Annotated in this window: 20 protein-coding genes; 17 read left to right on the forward strand and 3 right to left on the reverse strand. The window is 71.4% G+C overall.

Annotation, left to right across the window (positions count from 1 at the left end; genetic code table 11):
- Positions 1-3: 3 nt before the first annotated feature.
- Together ACH4J0_RS27055 and ACH4J0_RS27060 are read right to left on the reverse strand one after the other, a co-directional pair.
- The gene (locus ACH4J0_RS27055) at positions 4-1,173 is read right to left on the reverse strand and encodes an NADH-quinone oxidoreductase subunit D (protein WP_396243182.1); all 1,170 of its coding nucleotides are present in this window, start codon (positions 1,171-1,173) and stop codon (positions 4-6) included.
- Entirely contained in the window at positions 1,170-2,204 is a 1,035-nt protein-coding gene (locus ACH4J0_RS27060; RefSeq protein ID WP_396243183.1) for an SAM-dependent methyltransferase, read from the reverse strand. The genes ACH4J0_RS27055 and ACH4J0_RS27060 overlap by 4 nt, the downstream gene beginning before the upstream one ends.
- Before the next feature lie 138 nt (positions 2,205-2,342).
- Between ACH4J0_RS27060 and ACH4J0_RS27065 the strand changes: the two genes are divergently transcribed.
- From ACH4J0_RS27065 to ACH4J0_RS27140, 16 genes are all read left to right on the forward strand, one after another.
- Entirely contained in the window at positions 2,343-3,572 is a 1,230-nt protein-coding gene (locus ACH4J0_RS27065; protein ID WP_396243184.1) for a sensor histidine kinase, read from the forward strand.
- A 19-nt stretch (positions 3,573-3,591) separates the two neighbouring features.
- Positions 3,592-4,281, forward strand: a complete 690-nt coding sequence (locus ACH4J0_RS27070; protein WP_396243185.1) for a response regulator — start codon at positions 3,592-3,594, stop codon at positions 4,279-4,281.
- 73 nt (positions 4,282-4,354) lie between these two features.
- Positions 4,355-5,299, forward strand: a complete 945-nt coding sequence (locus tag ACH4J0_RS27075) for a Rossmann-like and DUF2520 domain-containing protein (RefSeq protein ID WP_396243186.1) — start codon at positions 4,355-4,357, stop codon at positions 5,297-5,299.
- A 2-nt stretch (positions 5,300-5,301) separates the two neighbouring features.
- Positions 5,302-6,207: a pantoate--beta-alanine ligase gene (gene panC, locus ACH4J0_RS27080; protein ID WP_396243187.1), complete on the forward strand. Its 906-nt coding sequence runs from the start codon at positions 5,302-5,304 to the stop codon at positions 6,205-6,207.
- A gap of 65 nt (positions 6,208-6,272) precedes the next feature.
- Positions 6,273-6,722, forward strand: coding sequence for an aspartate 1-decarboxylase (panD, locus tag ACH4J0_RS27085; protein ID WP_396243188.1), 450 nt, complete (start codon positions 6,273-6,275; stop codon positions 6,720-6,722).
- 15 nt (positions 6,723-6,737) lie between these two features.
- Positions 6,738-8,411, forward strand: a complete 1,674-nt coding sequence (locus tag ACH4J0_RS27090) for an L-aspartate oxidase (protein ID WP_396243189.1) — start codon at positions 6,738-6,740, stop codon at positions 8,409-8,411.
- Positions 8,412-8,415: 4 nt separating this feature from the next.
- On the forward strand, positions 8,416-9,384 hold the full coding sequence (nadC, locus tag ACH4J0_RS27095; RefSeq protein WP_396243190.1) for a carboxylating nicotinate-nucleotide diphosphorylase: 969 nt from the start codon (positions 8,416-8,418) through the stop codon (positions 9,382-9,384).
- A 59-nt stretch (positions 9,385-9,443) separates the two neighbouring features.
- Positions 9,444-10,229 carry a type III pantothenate kinase gene (locus ACH4J0_RS27100; RefSeq protein ID WP_396243191.1) on the forward strand — a complete coding sequence of 262 codons (786 nt, stop codon included), beginning with the start codon at positions 9,444-9,446 and terminating at the stop codon, positions 10,227-10,229.
- 118 nt (positions 10,230-10,347) lie between these two features.
- On the forward strand, positions 10,348-11,106 hold the full coding sequence (locus tag ACH4J0_RS27105) for a hypothetical protein (protein WP_396243192.1): 759 nt from the start codon (positions 10,348-10,350) through the stop codon (positions 11,104-11,106).
- Positions 11,107-11,202: 96 nt separating this feature from the next.
- The gene (lysX, locus tag ACH4J0_RS27110) at positions 11,203-12,759 is read left to right on the forward strand and encodes a bifunctional lysylphosphatidylglycerol synthetase/lysine--tRNA ligase LysX (protein ID WP_396243193.1); all 1,557 of its coding nucleotides are present in this window, start codon (positions 11,203-11,205) and stop codon (positions 12,757-12,759) included.
- Positions 12,760-13,010: 251 nt separating this feature from the next.
- Positions 13,011-13,463 (forward strand): BlaI/MecI/CopY family transcriptional regulator, encoded by a 453-nt coding sequence (locus ACH4J0_RS27115; RefSeq protein ID WP_396243194.1) that lies wholly within the window; start codon positions 13,011-13,013, stop codon positions 13,461-13,463.
- 9 nt (positions 13,464-13,472) lie between these two features.
- Positions 13,473-14,009: an amino-acid N-acetyltransferase gene (locus ACH4J0_RS27120; RefSeq protein ID WP_396243195.1), complete on the forward strand. Its 537-nt coding sequence runs from the start codon at positions 13,473-13,475 to the stop codon at positions 14,007-14,009.
- A 91-nt stretch (positions 14,010-14,100) separates the two neighbouring features.
- Positions 14,101-14,451: an Lsr2 family protein gene (locus tag ACH4J0_RS27125; RefSeq protein ID WP_396243196.1), complete on the forward strand. Its 351-nt coding sequence runs from the start codon at positions 14,101-14,103 to the stop codon at positions 14,449-14,451.
- A 666-nt stretch (positions 14,452-15,117) separates the two neighbouring features.
- Positions 15,118-17,637 carry an ATP-dependent Clp protease ATP-binding subunit gene (locus tag ACH4J0_RS27130; RefSeq protein ID WP_030284384.1) on the forward strand — a complete coding sequence of 840 codons (2,520 nt, stop codon included), beginning with the start codon at positions 15,118-15,120 and terminating at the stop codon, positions 17,635-17,637.
- 275 nt (positions 17,638-17,912) lie between these two features.
- Positions 17,913-20,264 (forward strand): immune inhibitor A domain-containing protein, encoded by a 2,352-nt coding sequence (locus ACH4J0_RS27135; RefSeq protein ID WP_396243197.1) that lies wholly within the window; start codon positions 17,913-17,915, stop codon positions 20,262-20,264.
- A 407-nt stretch (positions 20,265-20,671) separates the two neighbouring features.
- Positions 20,672-21,598 (forward strand): M23 family metallopeptidase, encoded by a 927-nt coding sequence (locus ACH4J0_RS27140; protein WP_396243198.1) that lies wholly within the window; start codon positions 20,672-20,674, stop codon positions 21,596-21,598.
- A 9-nt stretch (positions 21,599-21,607) separates the two neighbouring features.
- Here ACH4J0_RS27140 and ACH4J0_RS27145 read toward each other — a convergent pair whose 3' ends face one another.
- A complete protein-coding gene (locus ACH4J0_RS27145) occupies positions 21,608-22,249 on the reverse strand; it encodes a TetR/AcrR family transcriptional regulator (RefSeq protein ID WP_396243199.1) in 642 nt (213 codons plus the stop codon).
- Positions 22,250-22,460: 211 nt separating this feature from the next.
- On the opposite strand from ACH4J0_RS27145, the gene ACH4J0_RS27150 reads away from it, so the two are divergent.
- The gene (locus tag ACH4J0_RS27150) at positions 22,461-24,056 is read left to right on the forward strand and encodes an MDR family MFS transporter (RefSeq protein ID WP_396243200.1); all 1,596 of its coding nucleotides are present in this window, start codon (positions 22,461-22,463) and stop codon (positions 24,054-24,056) included.
- The last annotated feature ends 19 nt before the right edge of the window (positions 24,057-24,075 follow it).

Consider the following 24,075-nt stretch of genomic DNA (forward strand, 5'->3'; position numbering starts at 1 on the left):
GGCCTACTTGTCGATGTCGCCGACCACGAAGAACATCGACCCGAGGATCGCCACCATGTCCGCCACCAGCGTCCCGGGCAGCAGTTCGGTCAGCGCCTGGATGTTGTTGAAGGACGCCGAGCGCAGCTTGAGCCGCCACGGCGTCTTGTCGCCGCGCGAGACCAGGTAGTAGCCGTTGATCCCGAGCGGGTTCTCGGTCCACGCGTAGGTGCTGCCCTCGGGTGCCTTGAGCACCTTGGGCAGCCGCTGGTTGACCGGGCCGGGGGGCAGGGTGGCGAGCTTGTCGAGGCAGGCGTCGGCGAGGTCCAGCGCGTTGAGCGTCTGCTCCAGCAGGCACTCGAAGCGGGCCAGGCAGTCGCCCTCCTCGCGGGTGACCACGGTGAGCACCTGCCGCAGTTCCTCGGAGCCGTACGCGAGGTAGGGCTCGTCGCGGCGCAGGTCGAGGTCGAGGCCGCTGGCCCGGGCGATCGGGCCGCTGACCCCGTACGCCTCGGCCTGGGCCCTGGTGAGGACGCCGACGCCGGCGGTGCGGGCGCGGAAGATCTCGTTGCCGAGGACGAGGTCCTCGAAGACCGGCATCTGCGAGCGGACGGTGGCGACCGCGGTGCGGACCCTGCCGAGCCAGCCGGCCGGGAGGTCCTCCTTGAGGCCGCCGACCCGGTTGAACATGTAGTGCATCCGGCCGCCGGAGGCCTCCTCCAGCACGTGCTGGAGGTCCTCGCGGCCGGTGAAGGCGTGGAAGATCGGGGTGATCCCGCCCAGCTCCAGCGGGTAGGAGCCGAGGAACATCAGGTGGTTGAGCACCCGGTTGAGCTCGGCGAGCAGGGTGCGGACCCACACCGCCCGCTCGGGGACCTCCATGCCGAGCATCCGCTCGACGCCGAGCACGACGCCGAGTTCGTTGGAGAAGGCGGAGAGCCAGTCGTGCCGGTTGGCCAGCATGATGATCTGCCGGTAGTCGCGGGCCTCGAACAGCTTCTCCGCGCCCCGGTGCATGTAGCCGATCACCGGCTCGGCGGTGACGATCCGCTCGCCGTCGAGCAGCAGCCGCAGCCGCAGCACGCCGTGGGTGGCCGGGTGCTGCGGGCCGATGTTGAGCACCATGTCGGTGGCGCCCGCCTCGCCGGTGAAGTTCTCGGCTCCCGCCCCGATGCCGACCGTCGTCTCCCTCATGACCCCAGAGTCTGCCATCCCGGCAGCCCACCGAGGCTTTCCGCCCTCTCGAAAACGTCAAGGGGCGGCATGCGGACGGCCTGCAGGACCCAGCCGAAGCCGCCCAGCCCCGCCGGGTCGGTGAGCTCGGCCCCCTCCCCCGCGTCGCTCAGCGCCCGCAGGTAGGCCGCCGGGTCGGTGGAGGCGAGCGCCAGCGGCGGACGCCCGCCGCTGACCCCGAGCGCGCGCAGGGCCTCGCGCTGGGTCGTCCACAGGCTGTGGAGACCGGGCACGGCGACGGCGTCCAGCGCGACGTGCGCGGTCACGTCACAGGACCCGTCCGGCACCGGGGCCACCTCCCGGCCGTCCCGGAAACCGGTGAAGGTGCCGAACGGCGGCCGCCGCCCCGCCGTGTGCCCGTAGTCGACAGCGACGGCCAGTCCGCGCTCCAGCCCGGCCACGGCCCGCGCCCAGGCGGCGTCCCGGGGCCCGCCGAACTCCACCACCTCCCCGGGCTCCGCGACCGGCCACCAGCGCGCGGCCCAGGCCGCGTCCGCCGCCGAGACCGGCTCGCCCAGGCGCTCCTCGCCGGTCGCGGTGTCCACCTCGCGGTAGCGCAGCACCCCGTCCCCGTCCACCTCCCCGGCGTCCAGCGGCACGTTGTCCAGCCATTCGTTGGCGAACAGCAGCCCGGTCGCGCCGCGCGGCGGCTCCGTCGTCCACAGGACTGTGGACGAGAGCCCGCCCGGACGCTCCGCGAGCTCCACGCCGTACGGGCGCAGCCGGGCCAGCACCTCGCCGGGCAGCTCGGCCAGCACGCCGGTCAGCAGCTCGCCGCGCCCGGCCCCGACGTCCACCAGGGCCAGCTCCTCCGGACGACCGAGGGCCTCGTCAACCTCCAGCAGCAGCCGGGCCACCGCACGGGCGAACCGGGGCGAGGCGTGCACCGAGGTGCGGAAGTGCCCTGCCGGGCCCTCCGGCCTGCGGTAGAAGCCGCCCTCCGGGTCGTACAGGGCCCGTTCCATGGCGGGCGCCCACCGCATCCAAGTCATGGGGCGGGACGTTACCGGGCCTCTCTGATCGGAGCGGGGGCCTCCCAACCGGAACCGGGACGTCTCCGACCTACGGAGTAGGACGGATCGCCCTACCGGCGGACCTGGGCACCTTCCCCGACTGCCTAGGCTGGAGAGGTGCATCGACTCAACGCCTGGCTCCGCCGTCACCCGATGGTGGTCGACGCCGCCTGGGCGTCGATCGTTCTCCTCCTGGGCCTGCTCCCGGACGGCAGCGTCCCCGACACCGGCTGGCGACACGACTCCGTGATCCTGGTCGCGGTGCTGCTGCCGCTGCTGATGGTCTTCCGCCGGCGTTACCCGGACGTCACCGTGGCCGCGGCCACCGGGGTCGCCGTCGGCCAGGTGGCCGCCGACATCGACCCGGGCGCCTCCTCCATCGCCTACCTGGTCTTCGCCTACACCGGCGCCGCCTTCGGCCAGAAGTGGACCTCCCGGCTCGCGCTGGTCGCGGGGCTCGCCGCCGGGCCGCTGGTGTTCTGGCGGATGCACCTGGTGAAGACCTCCACGGACCACACCGGGATCTACGTCTCCCGCCCGTACGGCCTGGGCGAGGCGGCGCTGATCACCCTCCTGATGAGCACCCCGTTCATCCTCTGCTGGGCGTGGGGCCGGCTGACCCGGGTGCGCCGCGCCTACCTGACCGAGCTGGAGGACCGCGCGGCGCGGCTGGAGCGCGAGCGGGACGCCCAGTCCAAGGTGGCGGTCGCGGCCGAACGGGCCCGGATCGCCCGCGAGCTGCACGACGTGGTCGCGCACAACGTCTCGGTGATGATCGTCCAGGCCGACGGCGCCGCCTACGTCCTCGACAACTCCCCGCAGCAGGCGAAGGAGGCGCTCGGCACGATCGCCTCCACCGGACGGCAGGCCCTGGTCGAGATGCGCCGCCTGCTGGGCGTGCTGCGCACCGCCGACACCGCCGAGGAGTACGTCCCGCAGCCGGGTGTCGAAGAGCTGCCGGACCTTCTGGAGCAGGTCCGGACGGCCGGGCTGGCCGTGGACTACGCGACCTCCGGGCACCCGCGCGAGCTGCCGCGCGGCGTCGAGCTGACGGTCTACCGGATCGTCCAGGAGGCGCTGACCAACGTCCGCAAGCACGGCGGCCCCGACGCCCACGCCCGGGTCGCGGTCGACTTCGGCGAACGCGAGCTGGCCGTCCTGGTGGAGGACGACGGCCGCGGCAGCACCGACGAGCAACTGACCGCCGGCGGCGCGGACGGTCTGGGCCACGGCCTGATCGGCATGCGCGAGCGGGTCGGCATGGTCAGCGGCAGCCTCGACGTGGGCCCCCGCCCCGGCGGCGGCTTCCGGATCCGCGCCGTCCTCCCGCTCAAGGCGGCGCACTAACCCCTCTTAGGAGCCCCCTTTGACCATCCGCGTGATGCTCGTCGACGACCAGGAGCTGCTGCGCACCGGCTTCCGGATGATCCTCCAGTCGCAGGGCGACATCGAGATCGCCGCCGAGGCGGGCGACGGCGCCCAGGCCCTGGAACTGCTGCGGCGCACGCCGGTGGACGTGATCCTCATGGACGTCCGGATGCCGCGCCTGGACGGGGTGCAGGCGACCCGCCGGATCTGCCTGGCCGAGGACGGCAGCCCGCTGCCGAACGCCCCGCACGTGCTCATCCTCACCACCTTCGACCTGGACGAGTACGCCTTCGCCGCGCTCAAGGCCGGGGCCAGCGGCTTCCTGCTCAAGGACGTCCCGCCGACCGAGCTGGTGGCCGCGATCCGCGCGGTGCACGGCGGGGACGCCGTGGTCGCCCCGACCACCACCCGCCGGATGATCGACCGCTTCGCCGAGGTGCTGCCCACCCCGCAGAGCGCGCCCGGCTCGGACGTCCTCGGTCCACTGACCGAGCGCGAGCGGGAGGTGTTCCTGCTGGTCGCCCAGGGGCTGTCGAACGGCGAGATCGCGGCCCGGCTGGTGCTCTCCGAGGCCACCGTGAAGACCCACGTCGGCCGGATCCTGGCCAAGCTGGGGCTGCGCGACCGGGTCCAGGCCGTGGTGCTGGCGTACGAGGCCGGACTGATCCGGGCCGGGTCGGCGGACTGACGCGCCCGTACACTGGGGCGGTACGTCCGGTACCCGTTGAGGACTGGAACGGTCATTCAGGACAAGGGTGGACATGGGTTCGTCCGACTTCGGCGACTTCGGTGAGTTCGCACCGCTCGGTGATCCCAGCGACCCCGGCAACCGCCCGGCGCGGCTCGCGGTCGGCGTGATCGGCACCGGCCGGGTCGGCCCGGCACTGGGCGCCGCGCTGCAGCTCGCCGGGCACACCGTGGTCGCCGCCTCCGGGGTGTCCGCCGCCTCCCGGCGCCGCGCCGACGCCCTGCTGCCGGGTGTGCGGATCGTCACCCCGCCGCAGGTCATGGCCGCCGCCGACCTGGTCCTGCTGACCGTCCCGGACGACGCCCTGGCCGACCTGGTGTCCGGCCTGGCCGCCACCGGCGCCGTCCGCCCCGGCCAGCTGCTGGTGCACACCTCCGGCGCGCACGGCGTCGGCATCCTGGAGCCCGCCACCCGGGCCGGGGCGCTGCCGCTGGCCCTGCACCCCGCGATGACCTTCGCCGGCACCTCCGTCGACCTGGCCCGGCTGGCCGGCTGCCCGTTCGGCGTGACCGCCCCCGAGGAGCTGCGACCGGTCGCCGAGGCCCTGGTGGTGGAGATGGGCGGCGAGCCCGAGTGGGTGCCCGAGGAGGTCCGCCCGCTCTACCACACCGCCCTCGCGCACGGCGCGAACCACCTGGTCACCCTGGTCGCCCAGGCCGTCGAGCTGCTGCGCACGGCCGGCGTCGCCGAGCCCGGCCGGATGCTCGGCCCGCTGCTCGGCGCCGCGCTGGACAACAGCCTGCGCTCCGGCGACGCGGCCCTCACCGGCCCGGTCGCCCGGGGCGACGCGGGCACCGTACGGCGCCACCTGGCCCAGCTCAGTACGGTGTCCCCGGACATCCCGGCGGCCTACAGGGCGATGGCCCGCGCCACGGCGCAGCGGGCGCTCGCCAACGGAACGATCGACGACGCGTCGGCGGCGGCGCTGCTGGACGTACTGAACGAGGAGAAGCGGTAGAGATGGCACGCGGTAAGCAGCCGAGCAAGCCCCAGCGGACGCCGAAGGTCCACCGGGCCGTCGTCACCCGCACCGTGGACGACTTCGAGGCCGCGTTCTGGCCGGACGAGAGCCCGGTGGACAACGCCGTGGTGATGACCATGGGCGCGCTGCACGAGGGCCACGCCGCGCTGATCCGGGCCGCCCGCAACCAGGTCGGCCGGGACGGCCGGGTCGCGGTGACGGTCTTCGTCAACCCGCTGCAGTTCGGCCCGTCCGAGGACCTGGAGCGCTACCCGCGCACCCTCGACGACGACGTGAAGCTGGCCGAGGAGAACGGCGCCGACGTGGTCTTCGCGCCGTCCGTGGACGAGGTCTACCCGAACGGCGAGCCGCAGGTGCGCCTGGCGGCCGGCCCGATGGGCGACCGCTTCGAGGGCGCCACCCGGCCCGGCCACTTCGACGGCGTGCTGACCGTCGTCGCCAAGCTGCTGCACATCACGGACCCGGACTTCGCCTTCTTCGGGGAGAAGGACGCCCAGCAGCTGGCGGTCATCCAGCGGATGGTCGCCGACCTGGACTTCGACGTCGAGGTCGTCGGCGTTCCGACCGTCCGCGAGGAGGACGGCCTGGCGCTGTCCTCGCGCAACCGCTACCTCTCCGAGGAGGAGCGCGGTCACGCCCTCGCCCTGTCCAGGGCCCTGTTCGCCGGCCGGGATGTCGCCGCCCAGGGCCCGAAGGCCGTGCGCGAGGCCGCCGCGGCCGTCCTGGACGGCGCCGAGGGCGTCACCCTTGACTACCTCGCCCTGATCGACCCGCACGACTTCACCGAGGCGGCGGACGACTTCCAGGGCGAGGCGGTGCTGGCCGTCGCCGCGAAGGTGGGCTCGACCCGCCTGATCGACAACGTCCGCATCATCGTTCGCTGAGAACCCGCTGCGTCCCGGCAGCAAGAAGCCCTTCAGGCATGCACTCACAGGAGGCGTGACCCGCAATGCTCCGCACCATGCTCAAGTCCAAGATCCACCGGGCCACCGTGACCCAGGCCGACCTGCACTACGTCGGCTCCGTCACGGTGGACGAGGACCTGCTCGACGCCGCCGACCTGCTCCCCGGCGAGCTGGTCCACATCGTCGACATCAACAACGGCGCCCGGCTGGAGACCTACACCATCGCCGGCCCGCGCGGCACCGGCGTGATCGGCATCAACGGCGCCGCCGCCCGCCTGGTCCACCCGGGCGACCTGGTCATACTCATCGCCTACGGGCAGATGGACACGGCCGAGGCCAAGGGCTACGAGCCGAAGGTCGTGTTCGTGGACGAGCACAACCGGATCACCGGCCTGGGCGGGGACCCCGCCGAGGCCCAGGAGGGCACCGGACTGCTGCGCGGTGACCAGGCGTACGGTGGCGAGGACGGCGCGGCCACCGCGGCCACGCGCTGAAGGAGCCACTGAGCCATGTCCGTTACCCATCGCCTCACCGCCCCGACCCCCGGTTGGACCGCCACCACCGACGTGGTCGTGGTCGGCTCCGGGGTCGCCGGTCTCACCGTCGCCCTCAACGTCCGCAAGGCCGGCCTGCGGGCCATGGTGGTCACCAAGGCGATGCTGGACGAGGGCTCGACCCGCTGGGCCCAGGGCGGCGTGGCCGCCGCCCTGGGCGAGGGGGACACCCCCGAGCAGCACCTGGCCGACACCCTGGTGGCCGGCGCCGGGATCTGTGACGAGGAGGCCGTCCGCACCCTGGTCACCGAGGGCCCGGACGCCGTCCGTCGGCTGATCGCCGCCGGCGCCCTGTTCGACCGCGGCGAGGACGGCGAGATCCTGCTGACCCGCGAGGGCGGCCACCACCGCGACCGGATCGTCCACGCGGGCGGGGACGCGACCGGCGCCGAGATATCGCGTGCCCTGGTCTCCGCCGTCCGCGCCGCCCCCGAGATCGAGCTGATCGAGCACGCGCTCGTCCTCGACCTGCTGACCGACGCCGAGGGCCACGCGGCCGGGCTGACCCTGCACGTGATGGGCGAGGGCCAGCGCGACGGCGTCGGCGCCGTCCGGGCCCGCGCGGTGGTGCTCGCCACCGGCGGCATGGGCCAGGTGTTCTCCGCCACCACCAACCCGGCGGTCTCCACCGGCGACGGCGTGGCGCTGGCGCTGCGGGCCGGCGCCGCCGTCACCGACCTGGAGTTCGTCCAGTTCCACCCCACCGTGCTCTGGCTCGGCCCGGAGGCCGAGGGACAGCAGCCGCTGGTCTCCGAGGCGGTGCGCGGCGAGGGCGCCCACCTGGTGGACGCCGACGGCGTCCGCTTCATGGTCGGGCAGCACGAGCTGGCCGAGCTGGCCCCGCGCGACATCGTCGCCAAGGCGATCACCCGGCGCATGCAGGAGCAGGGCGCCGAGCACATGTTCCTGGACGGGCGGCACTTCGGCGCCGAGATGTGGGAGCACCGCTTCCCGACCATCCTGGCCTCCTGCCGTGCACACGGCATCGACCCGGTCACCGCACCGATCCCGGTCGCCCCGGCCGCGCACTACGCCTCCGGCGGCGTCCGCACCGACCGGCGGGGCCGCACCAGCGTCCCGGGCCTGTACGCCTGCGGCGAGGTCGCCTGCACCGGCGTGCACGGCGCCAACCGGCTGGCCTCCAACTCGCTGCTGGAGGGCCTGGTCTTCGCCGAGCGGATCGCCGCCGACCTCGCCGGCCGGCACGCGGCCGGCGAGCTGCCCGAGCGCACGGTGGACGTCGCCGCCGCCCGGGCCGCCCACCCGGTGCCGCTGCCGCCGTCCGAGGCGCGGGCCGAGGTCCAGCGCCTGATGTCGCGCGGCGTGGGCGTGCTGCGCTCCGCCGCCTCGATGGCCGACGCCGCGGCCGGGCTCGCCCTGGTCGCCGGGCAGGCCCACTCGCACGCGGCCGAGGAGAAGCCGGCCGACCCCCGGGTGGAGACCTGGGAGGCCGCCAACCTGCTGCTGGTCGCCACCGCCCTGGTCGCGGCCGCGGCGCAGCGCGAGGAGACCCGCGGCTGCCACTGGCGCGAGGACTTCCCCGAGCGCGACGACGCCCACTGGCGGCGCCACCTGATCACCACTCTCGCCGCCTCCGGCGACCCCGTCAGCACCCCTGAGGAGCAGTAGAACCATGACCCACTCCCACGAGGAACTCCCCCTGGCCGACCAGGGCGGCTGCGGCGACGGCTGCGCCTGCGGGGACGGCGAGGGCTACGAGACCGGTCTGGACCCGCAGCTCGCCGAGCTGCTGGAGCAGGCCGGACTCGACCCGATCGAGGTCGAGGACATCGCCACCCTGGCGCTGGCCGAGGACCTGGCCGGCGGCGAGGACGTCACCTCGGTGGCCACCGTGCCCGCCGACGCCGTCGCGACCGCCGACTTCACCGCCCGCCAGGCCGGCGTGGTGGCCGGTCTGCGGGTCGCCGAGGCCGTCGTCTCGCTGGTCTGCGAGGAGGAGTTCGAGGTCGAGCGGCACGTCGAGGACGGCGACCGGGTGGAGGCCGGACAGGTCCTGCTGTCGGTCCGCTCCCGCACCCGCGACCTGCTGACCGCCGAGCGCAGCGCGCTCAACCTGCTCTGCCACCTGTCCGGCATCGCCACCGCGACCCGGGCCTGGGCGGACGCCCTGGAGGGCACCGGCGCCGTCGTCCGGGACACCCGCAAGACCACCCCGGGCCTGCGCGCTCTGGAGAAGTTCGCGGTGCGCTGCGGCGGCGGCGCCAACCACCGGATGGCGCTCTCGGACGCCGCCCTGGTGAAGGACAACCACGTGGTGGCGGCCGGCGGCGTGGCCGAGGCCTTCCGGGCCGTCCGGGCCGCGTACCCGGAGCTGCCGGTCGAGGTCGAGGTGGACGCGGTGGAGCAGATCGCGCCGGTGCTGGAGGCCGGGGCCGACCTGATCCTGCTGGACAACTTCTCCGTGGAGCAGCTGAAGGAGGCCGTCGCCCTGGTGGCCGGCCGGGCGAAGCTGGAGGCCTCCGGCGGACTGACCCTGGCCAGCGCGCGCGAGGTCGCCCAGACTGGTGTGGACTACCTGGCCGTGGGCGCGCTGACCCACTCCTCGCCGGTCCTGGACATCGGCCTGGACCTGCGCGCCTGACCGTCAGGTCGAGAGCAGTCCCTGCCCCGACCCCGTCCCGACTCGCAGAAAGCGTCCCCGTGCTCCTCACCATCGACGTCGGCAACACCCAGACCACGCTCGGCCTGTTCGACGGCGAGGAAGTGGTGGAACACTGGCGGATCTCCACCGATCCGCGCCGCACGGCCGATGAACTGGCGGTGCTGCTGCAGGGGTTGATGGGCAACCACACCGCGGTCCGGGAGGCCGCGGTGGAGGGCCTGGCGATCTGCTCGTCCGTCCCCGCCGTGCTCCACGAGCTCCGCGAGGTGACCCGCCGCTACTACGGCGACGTCCCCGCGGTGATCGTGGAGCCCGGCGTGAAGACCGGGGTGCACGTCCTGATGGACAACCCCAAGGAGGTCGGCGCCGACCGGATCGTCAACGCGCTGGCCGCCAACCACCTGTACGGCGGCCCGTGCATCGTGGTCGACTTCGGCACCGCGACCACCTTCGACGCCGTCAACGCCCGCGGCGACTACGTCGGCGGCGCGATCGCCCCCGGCATCGAGATCTCCGTCGAGGCGCTCGGCGTCCGCGGCGCCCAGCTGCGCAAGATCGAGCTGGCCCGCCCGCGCAACGTGATCGGCAAGAACACCGTCGAGGGCATGCAGTCCGGCATCCTCTACGGCTTCGCCGGACAGGTCGACGGCCTGGTCGAGCGGATGGCCCGGGAGCTGGCCAAGGACCCGGACGACGTCCAGGTGATCGCCACCGGCGGCCTCGCCCCGCTGGTCCTCGGCGAGGCCACCACCATCGACGTCCACGAGCCCTGGCTGACCCTGATCGGCCTGCGCCTGGTGTACGAGCGCAACCGGCCCAGCTGACCGGCGAGGGCCCGTCCGGCGGGATCCGCCGGGCAGGCCCTGGTCCCGTCGGGCCGATCGTGCGGAATTCGGCGCGACGTTACCGACAAATCGGATATTCCTCACGTAGTGTCAGCCCATGCCTACGCCACACGGATCGCGCGGCGGCATGGCCTTCAGCGCCGACGAAGTCCGCGTGCTGCGCCGAGCCCTCGCCCAAGCCCTGCACCCCGCCGTTCCCGTCCACCTCCAGGGGCCCGACCGGACGGCGTTCGCCGGGCCGGGCGCCGAGCTGTGGGCGGAGGACGTCCAGGACGCCCTGCGCCTGACCGAAGCGATCGACGAGGCCGTCCAGGAGGGCGGCCGGCTGCGCGCCTTCCTGCTCGCCGACCTCGGCCGCTACCGCTCCGCCCTGCCCGGCAGCACCCCCGGCTACCTGGAGCGACTGGAGGAGGCCGTGACCGACGGCTACCTGCCCGGGCCCGAGGACCTCACCGCGCTGCGCGGGCTGACGCGCCAGCCCTGCGGCCACGGCGAACGGGCCCGCCGCTCCCGGCTGGCCGGACGCTGCCACGCGCTGGCCGAGGCCGCCGTGCGCGAACGGCTCGCGCTCACCGCCGGGCCCCCGCGCCACCTGGTGGCCGTACCGAACCCCGCCGCACCCCCGAGCAGTCTCACCACCCCTGTAGGAGGACGGACCACGATGAGCAGCACCGACTCCCGGGACTCCCGCCCGGAGCAGCCCGCCGCCACGCCGACCCCGCCCCGCCCGCACCGGATGCCCACCCCGGCCGAACTCTTCGGCCGCCGTCCCAAGCCCCCGGCCCGCGCGGCCGAACCGGCCGAACCGGCCGAGGAGACCCCGGACGAGATCGAACTGCGCACCGGCACCGGCTGAACCGCCCGACCCCCGGAGGGGAGGCCGTCGACCCGACGGCCTCCCCTCCGTCCATCCCGACGCGGAGCACGGTGTACGGCTGGCTACCCTTGTGGGGTGAGCGATCAGAGCGTGATTCCCGCGACCGACGACCTTCCCGAGCAGATGCGCGTCCGGCGCGAGAAGCTGGACCGGCTCCGGGCGGCCGGCGTCGACCCGTACCCGGTCGGCTTCCCCCGCACCAGCACCATCGCGGACCTGCGTGCCAAGCACCCGGACCTGGAGGCCGACACCGCCACCGGTGAGCGCGCCGGCATCACCGGCCGGGTGATCCTCTCCCGCACCGGCGGCAAGCTCTGCTTCGCCACCCTGCGTGACGGCACCGGCGACCTCCAGGTGATGCTCTCCCTGGACAAGCTCGGCGCCGAGCGGCTGGCGGCCTGGAAGTCGGACATCGACCTGGGCGACCAGGTCGGCGTCGAGGGCGAGGTGATCACCTCCAAGCGCGGCGAGCTGTCGGTGATGGTGGACCGCTGGGAGCTCACCGCCAAGTGCCTGCGTCCGCTGCCGGACAAGCACAAGGGCCTGACCGACCCGGAGGCCCGGGTCCGCCAGCGCTACGTCGACCTGATCGTGAACCCCGAGGCCCGCGAGATCCTGCACCTGCGCAGCAAGGTCGTCCGCTCGATCCGCCGCACCTACGAGGACCGCGGCTACATCGAGGTCGAGACCCCGATGCTGCAGCCGGTGCACGGCGGCGCCAACGCCCGGCCGTTCAAGACGCACATCAACGCGTACGACATCGACCTCTACATGCGCATCGCGCCCGAGCTGTACCTCAAGCGGCTGGTGGTCGGCGGCGCCGAGAAGGTCTTCGAGATCAACCGCAACTTCCGCAACGAGGGCGCGGACTCCACCCACAACCCGGAGTTCACCTCGCTGGAGTCGTACGAGGCCTACGGCGACTACGACACCCAGGCCGAGCTGATCCGCGAGACGATCGTCAACGCCGCGCGGGACGCCCTGGGCACCACCGTGATCAAGGGCCTGGACCCGCACGGCGTGGAGCACGAGATCGACCTGGCCGAGCCGTGGGAGGAGGTCAGCGTCTACCCGGGCATCTCCGCCCACCTGGGCGTCGAGGTCACCCCGGAGACCGGCGTCGAGGAGCTGCGCGCGTTGGCCACCGAGCACGGCATCCCGTTCGAGAAGAACTGGGGCCACGGTCAGATCGTGCTGGAGATGGTCGAGCGCCTGCTGGAGGAGAACGCCGTCCGGCCGACCTTCATCAAGGACTACCCGACCGAGGTCTCCCCGCTGACCCGCCAGCACCGCTCGGTCGCCGGCGTGGCCGAGAAGTGGGACCTGGTGATCTTCGGCACCGAGATCGGCACCGCCTACTCCGAGCTGGTCGACCCGGTCGAGCAGCGCGCCCGCCTCACCGCCCAGTCCCTGCTGGCCGCGGGCGGCGACGTCGAGGCGATGCAGGTGGACGAGGACTTCCTGCGCGCCCTGGAGTACGCGATGCCCCCGACCGGTGGCCTCGGTCTCGGCGTGGACCGCCTGATCATGCTGCTGACCGGCAAGAACATCCGGGAGACCGTGCTCTTCCCGCTGGTGAAGCCGGAGCCGAAGGCTTCCGCCGCGACGGCGGAGAAGACCGAGGAGGAGTGACCTGATGGACTACGTCAGCGCGATCGTGCCGCCGCTGGTCATGGCGATCGGCTTCGGGTTCCTGGTGCGGGCGATCATCCGCAGCCAGGGCGGGGCCCAGAAGGCCAAGGAAGACGTCGACTGATCGACTGACGCCGTCCGCCCTCCCGAGCGACCCGCGCGCCGCCATTCCCGATTCCCGGGGGTGGCGGCGCGCCGGTTTGGCGCACTTCACAAGCTTTGCCCCATTCACTCCCTATCCTGGCCGCACTATGGTCCGGCAACTCGGCGAACTTGAGAACGCCATCATGACCCGGGTGTGGCAGTGGAACCGACCGGTGACGGTTCGCGAGGTTCTCCTGGATCTGCAGTCGGAACGCGAAATCGCGTACACCACGGTGATGACCGTCCTGGACAAGCTGCACAGAAAGGGCTGGTTGCGCCGCGAGCGGGCCGGCCGGGCCTATCGATATGAACCGGTCTCCTCGCGCGAGGCGTACACGGCGGCTCTGATGAACGACGCCTGGGCCACCAGTGACAATCCGGCCGCGGCCCTGGTGCACTTCTTCGGCCTGATGTCCCCCGAGCAACGCGAGGCACTGCGGGACGCGTTGCGGGTGGCGGCACTGTTCCCGTCCGATCCGCCCGGCGAGGATTCCGCCGAGGACAGCCCGGATACCGGCGGAGCGGATACCGGGGAGACCGAGCCCGGCGCGACGCGATAACGTCCCGCCATGGAGGTCACCATCCGCCGCGCGCGGACCACGGACGTACGGGCCGTACGCGGGCTCATCGACGCCTACTCGCGCGACGGCATTCTGCTCGACAAGCCCACAGTCACACTGTTCGAATCCGTCCAGGAGTTCTGGGTCGCGGAACGCGACGACGACGGCGCGGTGGTGGCCTGCGGCGCCCTGCACGTGATGTGGGAGGACCTCGCCGAGGTCCGCACGCTCGCGGTCGATCCGTCCTGCCGGGGCTTCGGGATCGGGCACCTCCTGCTGGAGAAGCTGGTGCAGACGGCGCGCTGGCTGGGCGTCCGTCGGATTTTCTGCTTGACGTTCGAGGTCCCGTTCTTCGCGAAACACGGTTTCGTCGAGATCGGCGAGGTTCAGGAAACCGATGATGGTACGACAGACCCGGCGGCGATCGCCACGGATGTCTATGAAGAACTCCTCCGCTCGTACGATGAAGGTGTCGCCGAGTTCCTTGACCTGGAGCGCGTGAAGCCCAACACACTGGGCAACTCGCGCATGCTGCTGCACCTCTGAGCGGCTCCGGAGCGGTCAAGGGTTTGTGTTTTCCGGAGAAAGGCGCTTTCCTTTCCTTAGGCAATGGGTCGTTTAGCGGAAAGGGAAGCCCGTGGCACAGAGGGTGCAGGTCATTCTTGAAGACGATCTCGATGGCGGTTCGGCGGACGAGACGGTGACGTTCGCGCTCGACGGCGTTGCCTACGAGATCGACCTGAAGAGCGCCAACGCGGACAAGCTGCGCGGTCTGCTGGCGCCGTACGTGGAGAAGGGTCGCAAGCAGAGCGGCCGGCTGGCCGGCACCCGCCGTCCCGGCCGCGGTACCGCGGCGCGCCCGTCCGGCAGCGCTCCCGACACCGCGAAGATCCGCGCGTGGGCCAAGGAGCAGGGCATGGACGTCAACGACCGCGGCCGGGTGCCGAGCACCGTCCGCGAGGCCTACGACAAGGCCAACGCGTCCTGACCCCGGCGCCACCGGCCCGCCGGAGCGGGTGCGGGGCCCCGGCGGCCGCGTACGGCACCGACGACACACGCGCGGGGCGCGGAGGGAACACCTCCGCGCCCCGCGGCGCGCACCCGCGGGACCGCGGCGCCACCGGCCCCGGGGCCCGCGCCGCAACGACCGGCCGGGGGCGCGGGCTCGGGCGGCGGAACAAACACGAGCTGTGCAACGCTGTAGGAGCGAAGCGGTAACGCGGCCGACCCCGGGACGGCGTACGACCGACCCGACCGCCGTCGAACCACCGTCACCGCGGCCCGACTTCTCGCCAGGCGAACACCGCCACCGCGGAAACTGCGCGAGAAGCGCCCCGATACCGGGTATGAATGCAGGTGGACGGGTTCTTCGACCCGTCCAGGGGCAGCAGGTACGACCGGCCGAAGAGGGTCCGGCTCCGCCCCGGCGGCTCTTGTTCGCCGATGGCGTAGCGGTTTCCGGTGCATCCGGCCCACCTGTGGGAACACCGATTCCCAGCATCAGGTTGGGATTGGTGTCGGCTGGTCGCGCAGCATCTCGCTCCTCTACCGGGGAGTGAATCCGTGGGCCGCGCCGCTGAGCGGGACTAGCATGCGGAAGGACAGGGCGGGGACGGACCCCGAACTGCCCGACCGCTCTGAGGAGCGATAAACGATGTTCGAGAGGTTCACCGACCGCGCGCGGCGGGTTGTCGTCCTGGCTCAGGAAGAAGCCCGGATGCTCAACCACAACTACATCGGCACCGAGCACATCCTCCTGGGTCTGATCCACGAGGGCGAGGGCGTCGCCGCCAAGGCCCTGGAGAGCCTCGGGATTTCTCTTGAGGCCGTACGCCAGCAGGTCGAGGAGATCATCGGTCAGGGCCAGCAGGCCCCGTCCGGTCACATTCCCTTCACCCCCCGGGCGAAGAAGGTCCTGGAGCTGTCGCTCCGGGAGGCGCTGCAGCTCGGCCACAACTACATCGGCACCGAGCACATCCTGCTCGGCCTGATCCGCGAGGGCGAGGGCGTCGCCGCCCAGGTCCTGGTCAAGCTGGGTGCCGATCTCAACCGGGTGCGCCAGCAGGTCATCCAGCTGCTCTCCGGCTACCAGGCCAGCGGCGGCAAGGAGTCGGCCACGGCCGGCGGGCCCGCCGAGGGCACCCCGTCGACCTCGCTGGTCCTGGACCAGTTCGGGCGCAACCTGACCCAGGCCGCCCGCGAGGCCAAGCTCGACCCGGTCATCGGGCGCGAGAAGGAGATCGAGCGGGTCATGCAGGTGCTGTCCCGCCGCACCAAGAACAACCCGGTGCTGATCGGTGAGCCCGGCGTCGGCAAGACCGCCGTGGTCGAGGGCCTGGCGCAGGCGATCGTCAAGGGCGAGGTCCCGGAGACGCTCAAGGACAAGCAGCTCTACACGCTGGACCTGGGCGCCCTGGTGGCCGGCTCGCGCTACCGCGGTGACTTCGAGGAGCGCCTGAAGAAGGTGCTCAAGGAGATCCGCACCCGCGGCGACATCATCCTGTTCATCGACGAGCTGCACACCCTGGTCGGCGCGGGCGCCGCCGAGGGTGCCATCGACGCCGCCAGCATCCTCAAGCCGATGCTGGCCCGCGGCGAGCTGCAGACCATCGGTGCCACCACCCTGGACGAGTACCGCAAGCACCTGGAGAAGGACGCCGCGCTGGAGCGCCGCTTCCAGCCGATCCAGGTCGCCGAGCCCTCGCTGCCGCACACCATCGAGATCCTCAAGGGTCTGCGCGACCGCTACGAGGCCCACCACCGGGTCTCCATCACGGACGCCGCCCTGGTCGCCGCCGCCACCCTGGCCGACCGGTACATCTCGGACCGCTTCCTGCCGGACAAGGCGATCGACCTGATCGACGAGGCCGGCTCCCGGATGCGCATCCGCCGGATGACCGCGCCGCCGGACCTGCGCGAGTTCGACGAGAAGATCGCCGACGTGCGCCGCGAGAAGGAGAGCGCGATCGACGCGCAGGACTTCGAGAAGGCCGCGTCCCTGCGCGACGACGAGAAGCAGCTCCTCCAGGCCAAGGCCAAGCGTGAGAAGGAGTGGAAGGCCGGCGACATGGACGTCGTCGCGGAGGTCAACGAGGAGCTCATCGCCGAGGTCCTGGCCACCGCCACCGGCATCCCGGTCTTCAAGCTGACCGAGGAGGAGACCTCCCGGCTGCTGCGCATGGAGGACGAGCTGCACAAGCGCGTCATCGGCCAGAAGGACGCCATCAAGGCGCTCTCCCAGGCCATCCGGCGCACCCGTGCGGGCCTCAAGGACCCGAAGCGCCCCGGTGGTTCGTTCATCTTCGCCGGCCCGTCCGGCGTCGGTAAGACCGAACTGTCCAAGACGCTCGCCGAGTTCCTCTTCGGCGACGAGGACGCGCTGATCGCGCTCGACATGTCCGAGTTCTCCGAGAAGCACACCGTCTCCCGGCTGTTCGGCTCCCCGCCCGGGTACGTGGGCTACGAGGAGGGCGGCCAGCTGACGGAGAAGGTCCGCCGCAAGCCGTTCTCGGTCGTCCTCTTCGACGAGGTCGAGAAGGCCCACCCGGACATCTTCAACTCGCTGCTGCAGATCCTGGAGGACGGCCGACTGACCGACTCCCAGGGCCGCGTGGTCGACTTCAAGAACACCGTCATCATCATGACGACCAACCTCGGCACCCGGGACATCTCCAAGGGCTTCAACCTGGGCTTCGCGGCCACGGGTGACACCCAGACCGGGTACGAGCGGATGAAGGCGAAGGTCGGCGAGGAGCTCAAGCAGCACTTCCGCCCCGAGTTCCTGAACCGTGTCGACGACATCGTGGTGTTCCACCAGCTGTCCGAGGACGACATCATCCAGATCGTCGACCTGATGATCGCCAAGGTGGACGAGCGGCTCAAGGACAAGGACATGGGCCTGGAGCTCAGCGTCGAGGCCAAGAAGCTGCTGGCCAAGCGCGGCTACGACCCGATCCTGGGTGCCCGTCCGCTGCGCCGCACGATCCAGCGCGAGATCGAGGACCACCTCTCCGAGAAGATCCTCTTCGGCGAGCTGCGGGCCGGCCACATCGTGGTCGTCGACGTGGAGGGCGAGGGCAAGGACGCCAAGTTCACCTTCCGCGGCGAGGAGAAGTCGGCCGTCGCGGACACCCCGGCCGCCGTCGCTTCGTCCGGTCCCGATCTGACGAAGTAAGGGCAACATTTAACAGACAACTTCACAGCCACCGAGCCCCCGGCGTTCGCGCCGGGGGCTCGGTGCGTTCCGCCTCCCCTTGCAGGGCCCGGACCTGGGGCTTTCCGACCGACCGTCAACTGACGGAAAATCGGCGAGCATAGCGCCGTGCCCATGTCAGGGTCAAGGTCTATCTTTTCCAGCCTCGCTTCGGTCAAATGACGTCCACCTGTCTTTCATATTGGTTTACCGGGCCTTGGCCAAGAGTCGGCTCGGTCGGGGAGGGCGTCACAACGTTGAAGACCACCAGGAGAGCCGCAGCGGTCACCACCGCGGCGGCGGTCATAGTCACGCTCGGCGCGGGTCTGTTCCCGAGCAGCGCCGTCGCGGCCGGCTCGGCACCGGTTCCGAAGGACCCGGCGGACGCGGTCCAGGCCGTCAACACCGAGCACAACATCCCGGGCCCGATGACCGCCAAGGTCGACGCCGAGAAGAAGGCTGCCACCGAGCAGCTGCTCAACGGCACCGCCCAGGTCGAGCAGCACAACGGCAGCACCAGCGTGAAGCTCGGCAAGGACAAGTACGTCGAGCTCGCCCGTGAGCGCACGGACAAGATCTTCACGATCCTGGTCGACTTCGGCGACCAGGTCGACAACACCACCAAGACCGCCGACGGCAAGGTCAAGTACGGCGGCGAGGCCGGCCCCAAGCACAACGAGATCGAGGCGCCGGACCGCGCCACGAACAACTCGACCGCCTGGCAGGCCGACTACAACCAGCAGCACTACCAGGACCTGTACTTCTCCAAGGACAAGCCCTCGCTGAAGACCTTCTACGAGAAGCAGTCCTCGGGCCGCTACTCGGTCGACGGCGTGGTCTCGGACTGGGTCCGGGTGCCGTGGAACGAGGCCCGGTACGGCTCCGACTACTGCGGCTCCAACGTCTGCGCCAGCGCGCAGGACCTGATCCGCGACGCCGTCGACATCTGGTACAAGGACCAGCTGGCGAAGGGTCAGACCGAGGCGCAGATCAAGGCGACGCTGGCCCAGTACGACCAGTGGGACCGTTACGGCTCGCACCACGACGGGAACTTCAACCAGCCCGACGGGTACATCGACCACTTCCAGATCGTGCACGCCGGTGAGGACAAGTCGGCCGGTGGCGGCAAGCAGGGCAGCAAGGCCCTGTGGGCCCACCGCTCCTACGTCTACGGCAACCTGACGGGCCAGGCCGGCCCCGAGGGCAACAAGCTCGGCGGCGTCCAGGTCGGCAACACCGGCCTCTGGATCGGCGACTACACGATGCAGCCGGAGAACGGCGGCCTCGGCGTCTTCGCCCACGAGTACGGCCACGACCTCGGTCTGCCGGACCTCTACGACACCGCCGGCAAGGGCATCGACAACTCCGTCGGCTTCTGGTCGCTGATGTCCTCCGGCTCCTGGCTCGGCGAGGGCAAGGACAGCATCGGCGACATGCCGAACGACCTCGACGCCTGGAGCAAGTACCAGCTCGGCTGGCTGAAGGTCGACCACGCCAAGGCGGGCACCGAGTCGACGCACCACATCGGCCCGGTGGAGTACAACTCCAACCTGCCGCAGGCGCTCCTCGTCGACCTGCCGAAGAAGAGCATCACCACCGACATCAACAAGCCCTTCGCGGGCAACAGCGAGTGGTGGAGTGGCAGCGCCGACAACCTGAACGTCACGCTGACCCGGGACATCGACCTGACCGGCAAGACCAAGGCCGGCATCAACGCCAAGGCCTGGTACGAGCTGGAGCAGGACTTCGACTACGTCTTCGGCGAGGTCTCCACCGACGGTGGCAAGACCTGGACCGTCGTCGACGGCACCTGGAACGGCGCCGCCCTGCCCAAGGAGAACGGCCGCCCGGCCCTCAGCGGCCTCACCGCCGCCTGGGGTGACCTGTCCTTCAACCTGGACGCCTACGCCGGCAAGAAGATCCAGTTCCGCTACCACAACACCACCGACGGCGGCCTGCACTACCGCGGCTTCGCGGTGGACAACATCGCGGTGACCGCCGACGGCGCCACCGTGTTCAGCGACGACGCGGAGAACGGCGACAACGGCTGGACCGCCGCCGGCTTCACCCGCTTCGGCGGCTCGTACACCAAGGACTACGCGCAGTACTACATCGCGGAGAACAAGCAGTACGTGTCGTTCGACCAGACGCTGAAGACCGGCCCGTACAACTTCGGTTCGGCCGCCAAGCCCAACTGGGTCGAGCACTACGCGTACCAGCCCGGACTGCTGATCTGGTACTGGGACGAGTCGCAGACCGACAACAACGTCAGCGCCCACCCGGGCCACGGCCTCGTCCTGCCGGTCGACTCGCACCCGACGCCGATGAAGTGGTCGGACGGCACCCTGATGCGTCCGCGCATGCAGGGCTTCGACTCCACCTTCGGCTCGCGCCGCGTCCCGGCGCTGACCCTGCACAAGGCGGACGTCGAGACGGTCATCCCGAAGTCCAAGGGCGTCGACGAGTTCTCCGACCTGAAGTCCTGGTGGTCGAAGGACGACCCGTACGCCGGTGTCGACGTGCCGAAGACCGGCACCAGCATCGAGGTCGAGAACGAGTCCGCGAACTACCTGGAGACCTGGATCCGGGTCCGCCCGGTCGACAACTGATCGTCCCCGACGGTCAGGCCGTGACCGCACGGCACTGAAGTCTCTCCGTCCGGCCCGCCCCCGCCATCGCGCGGGGGCGGGCCGGACGCTTTTCCGCGCGCCCGCCGGCCGTCGGAACCCCGCGGCCGGGTGGCACTGGTCACAGCGGTTCGGCGTCGTACGACCGCGCCTAGTAGTCGGGCCGGGCGAGCCCGCGGGGCGGATCGGACCGGTCGCGGGCGATCCGAGCCCGTGATCACCGCTCCGCCGGCCGGACCGTCCGACTCCCGTCCCGACTACCTGCCGTAGTACGTCGACGCATTTGGGACCGTGCCCGGTGACCGCTAGACCTGTGTGGTCCCCGCTCCGCGAAGCGCCCGACCGGGCGCTCCGTGCCGCCCCCGTACGACCGTGAGGTACGCCAGGCGATGTCCACCGTCCCGCCCGTGGGGCCGGCCCTGCGCCGGCTCGCCGTCCGTGCGACGGCCCAGGCGGCCGCCTGGCAGCCCCGGATCGGCCACACCGTCCGCAGCCGTGCCATGCCGCCGCTGCGCCTGCTCATGACGCCCCGGCACGCCACCCTGCCGGGCAGCCGGCAGCGGGCCGAGCGCGACCACGCGGTGGTCTCCGCCGGGGCGGCGGCCGCGCTGCTGCTGGCGGGCGTCGCGCTGGCGGCCGCTCCGGGCAGCGCCTCGGCGCAGACGGTACGGCCGACCACCCCCGGCAGTTCGGCCTTCACGGCCCCGCGGGCCCATGCGCCCGACCCGGGCCTGGTGCAGGTGGCCGGCCCCAGTCCGTACGAACTGCCGAAGGGCGCCCCCTCGGCGCAGGCCTTCGTGACCGTGGCGCCCAACCTGCTGCCGCTCGGACCGGAGGCCGCGGAGCCCGCGCCCGCCGCGGCGCCCGCCCAGGAGCCGGAGGCCCCACCGGCCCCCGCACCCGCCCCCGACTGGTCGGCACCGGTGCCGGACGCACCGACCAGCAACCCGTACGGGGTGGCGAACTCCGGGTACGCGGCCGGGTACCACACCGGGGTGGACTTCGCGGTCTTCCCGGGCACGCCGGTGCTGGCGGTCGGCGAAGCGACCGTGGTGTCGGCCGGCTGGGACGGCGCGTACGGCAAGGAGGTCGTGCTGCGGCTCGCCGACGGGCACTTCGCGCAGTACGCCCACCTCTCCGTGCTGTCGGTCCCGGCGGGCGCCCGGGTCTCGGCCGGCGAGCGGGTCGGGCTGTCCGGGAGCACCGGCAACTCGACCGGGCCGCACCTGCACTTCGAGATCCGCACCAGCAACCGCTACGGCGCGGTGGTCGACCCGATCGCCTACCTCTCCGGACGCGGCGTCAGGGCGTTCTGAGCGCTCGGCTCAGGGGCGCACCGCGACCGGACGGCCGACCAGGGCGCCGATCTCCAGCGCGACCTCCTGGGCCGCCGCGATCGCCCCCTCCAGGTCCGCCGTCCGCGGCTTCTCGCCCCAGACGTTCTCGTACTCGCTGCGGGTCTCGCCCTCCTTGAGCAGGAACATCGCCGAGTGGATGGTGAACAGGGACATCGCGGCGCGCAGCCGGTCCTGGAAGTCCGCGTCCGGGCCGTGCACCAGCTGCATCATGGTGATCATGCGTTCCCGGAAGGCCAGTCCGGCGGGGGACTCCCGCAGCGCGGGCTGGTTCTCGTGGAAGAAGCGCAGCAGTGGGGCCCGCTCGGTCATCCCGTCGGCGAAGCGGCGGATCAGCTCGTCGCGCATCGCCGGGCTCCAGTCCTGCTCGCGGCCCCACGCGATGGTCTCGTCGATCGGCGCGGCCATCCGCTCGACGATGCCCAGGACGATGTCGTCCTTGGTCTTGAAGTGGTAGTAGAGCGCGGCCTTGGTGACGCCCAGGCGGTCGGCGATCTCGCGCAGTGAGGTCTGCTCGTAGCCCTGCTCCGAGAAGAGCTCCAACGACACCTCGATGATGCGAGCCCGGGTGTCGCTGCGGGGGCTGTGCGGAGTGCCCATGGCCTGCCTCATGACTGCGTCGGTGACTGCTGCGGATCCCAGGGTGGGCGTCCGCCCCGGGCCCATTCTCCCTGCCCAGGCGGCCGGTCTTAAAACTGGCTTGACGACCGGCTAGGAAACAACTTACCGTGCCGACGATCGGTAAACTAGCCGGGCGACAAGTAAGTGAGCCGCCACACGGCGCGACGCTCGTCCGAACCACCCCTCCGGGAGACCCCACCCCATGTCACAGTCCAAGACCGCCGGCCCGGTACCGGAGGACAAGACGGCCGAGGAGGAACAGCCGCGGTCACCCCGCGAGATCCGCCTCGTGATGGTCGGCTTGGTCGTCACGATGCTGCTGGCCATGCTCGACAACCTGATCGTCGGCACCGCGATGCCGACGATCGTCGGTGACCTCGGCGGCGCCGATCACCTTTCCTGGGTGGTCACCGCCTACACCCTGGCCACCGCCGCCTCCACCCCGATCTGGGGCAAGCTCGGCGACCTGTACGGCCGCAAGGGCACCTTCCTGACCTCGATCGTGATCTTCCTGGTGGGCTCGGCGCTGTCCGGCCTGTCGCAGAACATGAACGAGCTGATCGGCTTCCGCGCCGTCCAGGGCCTGGGCGCCGGCGGTCTGATGGTCGGCGTCATGTCGATCATGGGCGCGCTCGTCCCGCCGCGTGACCGCGGCAAGTACCAGGGCATGTTCGCCGCCGTGATGGCCCTCGCCACCATCGGCGGCCCGCTGGTCGGCGGCTTCATCACCGACCACCTGAGCTGGCACTGGACCTTCTACATCAACCTGCCGCTCGGCGTGATCGCGCTCGCCGTGGTCATCGTCACCCTGAAGCTGCCGAAGGTCCGCAACACCGCCCGGATCGACTACCCGGGCGCCGTGCTGCTCACCGTCGGCATCACCTCGCTCGTGCTGATCACCACCTGGGGCGGCCAGCAGTACGCCTGGGGCTCCAAGGAGATCCTGGGCCTGGCCGCGCTCGCCGTCGCCTCGCTGATCGGCTTCTGCTACGTCGAGCAGCGGGCCCAGGAGCCGATGCTGCCGCTGAGCCTGTTCCGGAACCTGAACTTCACCCTGGTCTCGATCATCGGCTTCGTCGTCGGCTTCGTGATGTTCGGCTCGACCGTCTTCCTGCCGCTCTACCAGCAGATAGTCCAGGGCGCCTCGGCGACCAACTCCGGCCTGCTGCTGATGCCGATGATGTTCGGCATGCTGGTCGTCTCGCTGGTGGTCGGCCAGGCCGTCACCAAGACCGGCAAGTACCGGATCTTCCCGATCATCGGCACCATCGTGATGACCGGCGGCCTGATCCTGCTCTCCACCATGGGCACGGAGACCAGCAGCTTCACCTCGGCCTGCTGGATGATCGTGCTCGGTGCCGGCATGGGCTTCCTGATGCAGATCACCATGCTGGTCGCGCAGAACAGCGTCGAGCTCAAGGACATGGGCGTGGCCAGCTCCACCGCCACCCTCTTCCGCACCATCGGCGGTTCCTTCGGTGTCGCGCTGTTCGGCGCCCTGTTCAACAACCGGGTGAAGGACACCATGAGCGAGCGGCTGGCCGGGAAGCCGCTGCCCCAGGGCGGCGCCAAGGACCCGGGCCAGACCAGCCCCGCCGAGCTGCGCAAGATGCCCGACTACATCCAGGACGCCTACCACCACGCGGTGTCCAACGGCATGCACACCGTCTTCCTGTGGGGCGCCGGGGTGGCCGTGATCGCGATCGCCGCCGCGGTGTTCCTGCGCGAGGTGCCGCTGCGCGGCACCGGCAAGGGCGAGAAGCCGGCCGAGGCCTCGCTGGAGGCGGCGGCCGTCTGACGGTCCGCTCGTGCGTACG

It is taken from the genome of Kitasatospora sp. NPDC017646 (assembly GCF_044329365.1).
GTDB lineage: Bacteria > Actinomycetota > Actinomycetes > Streptomycetales > Streptomycetaceae > Kitasatospora.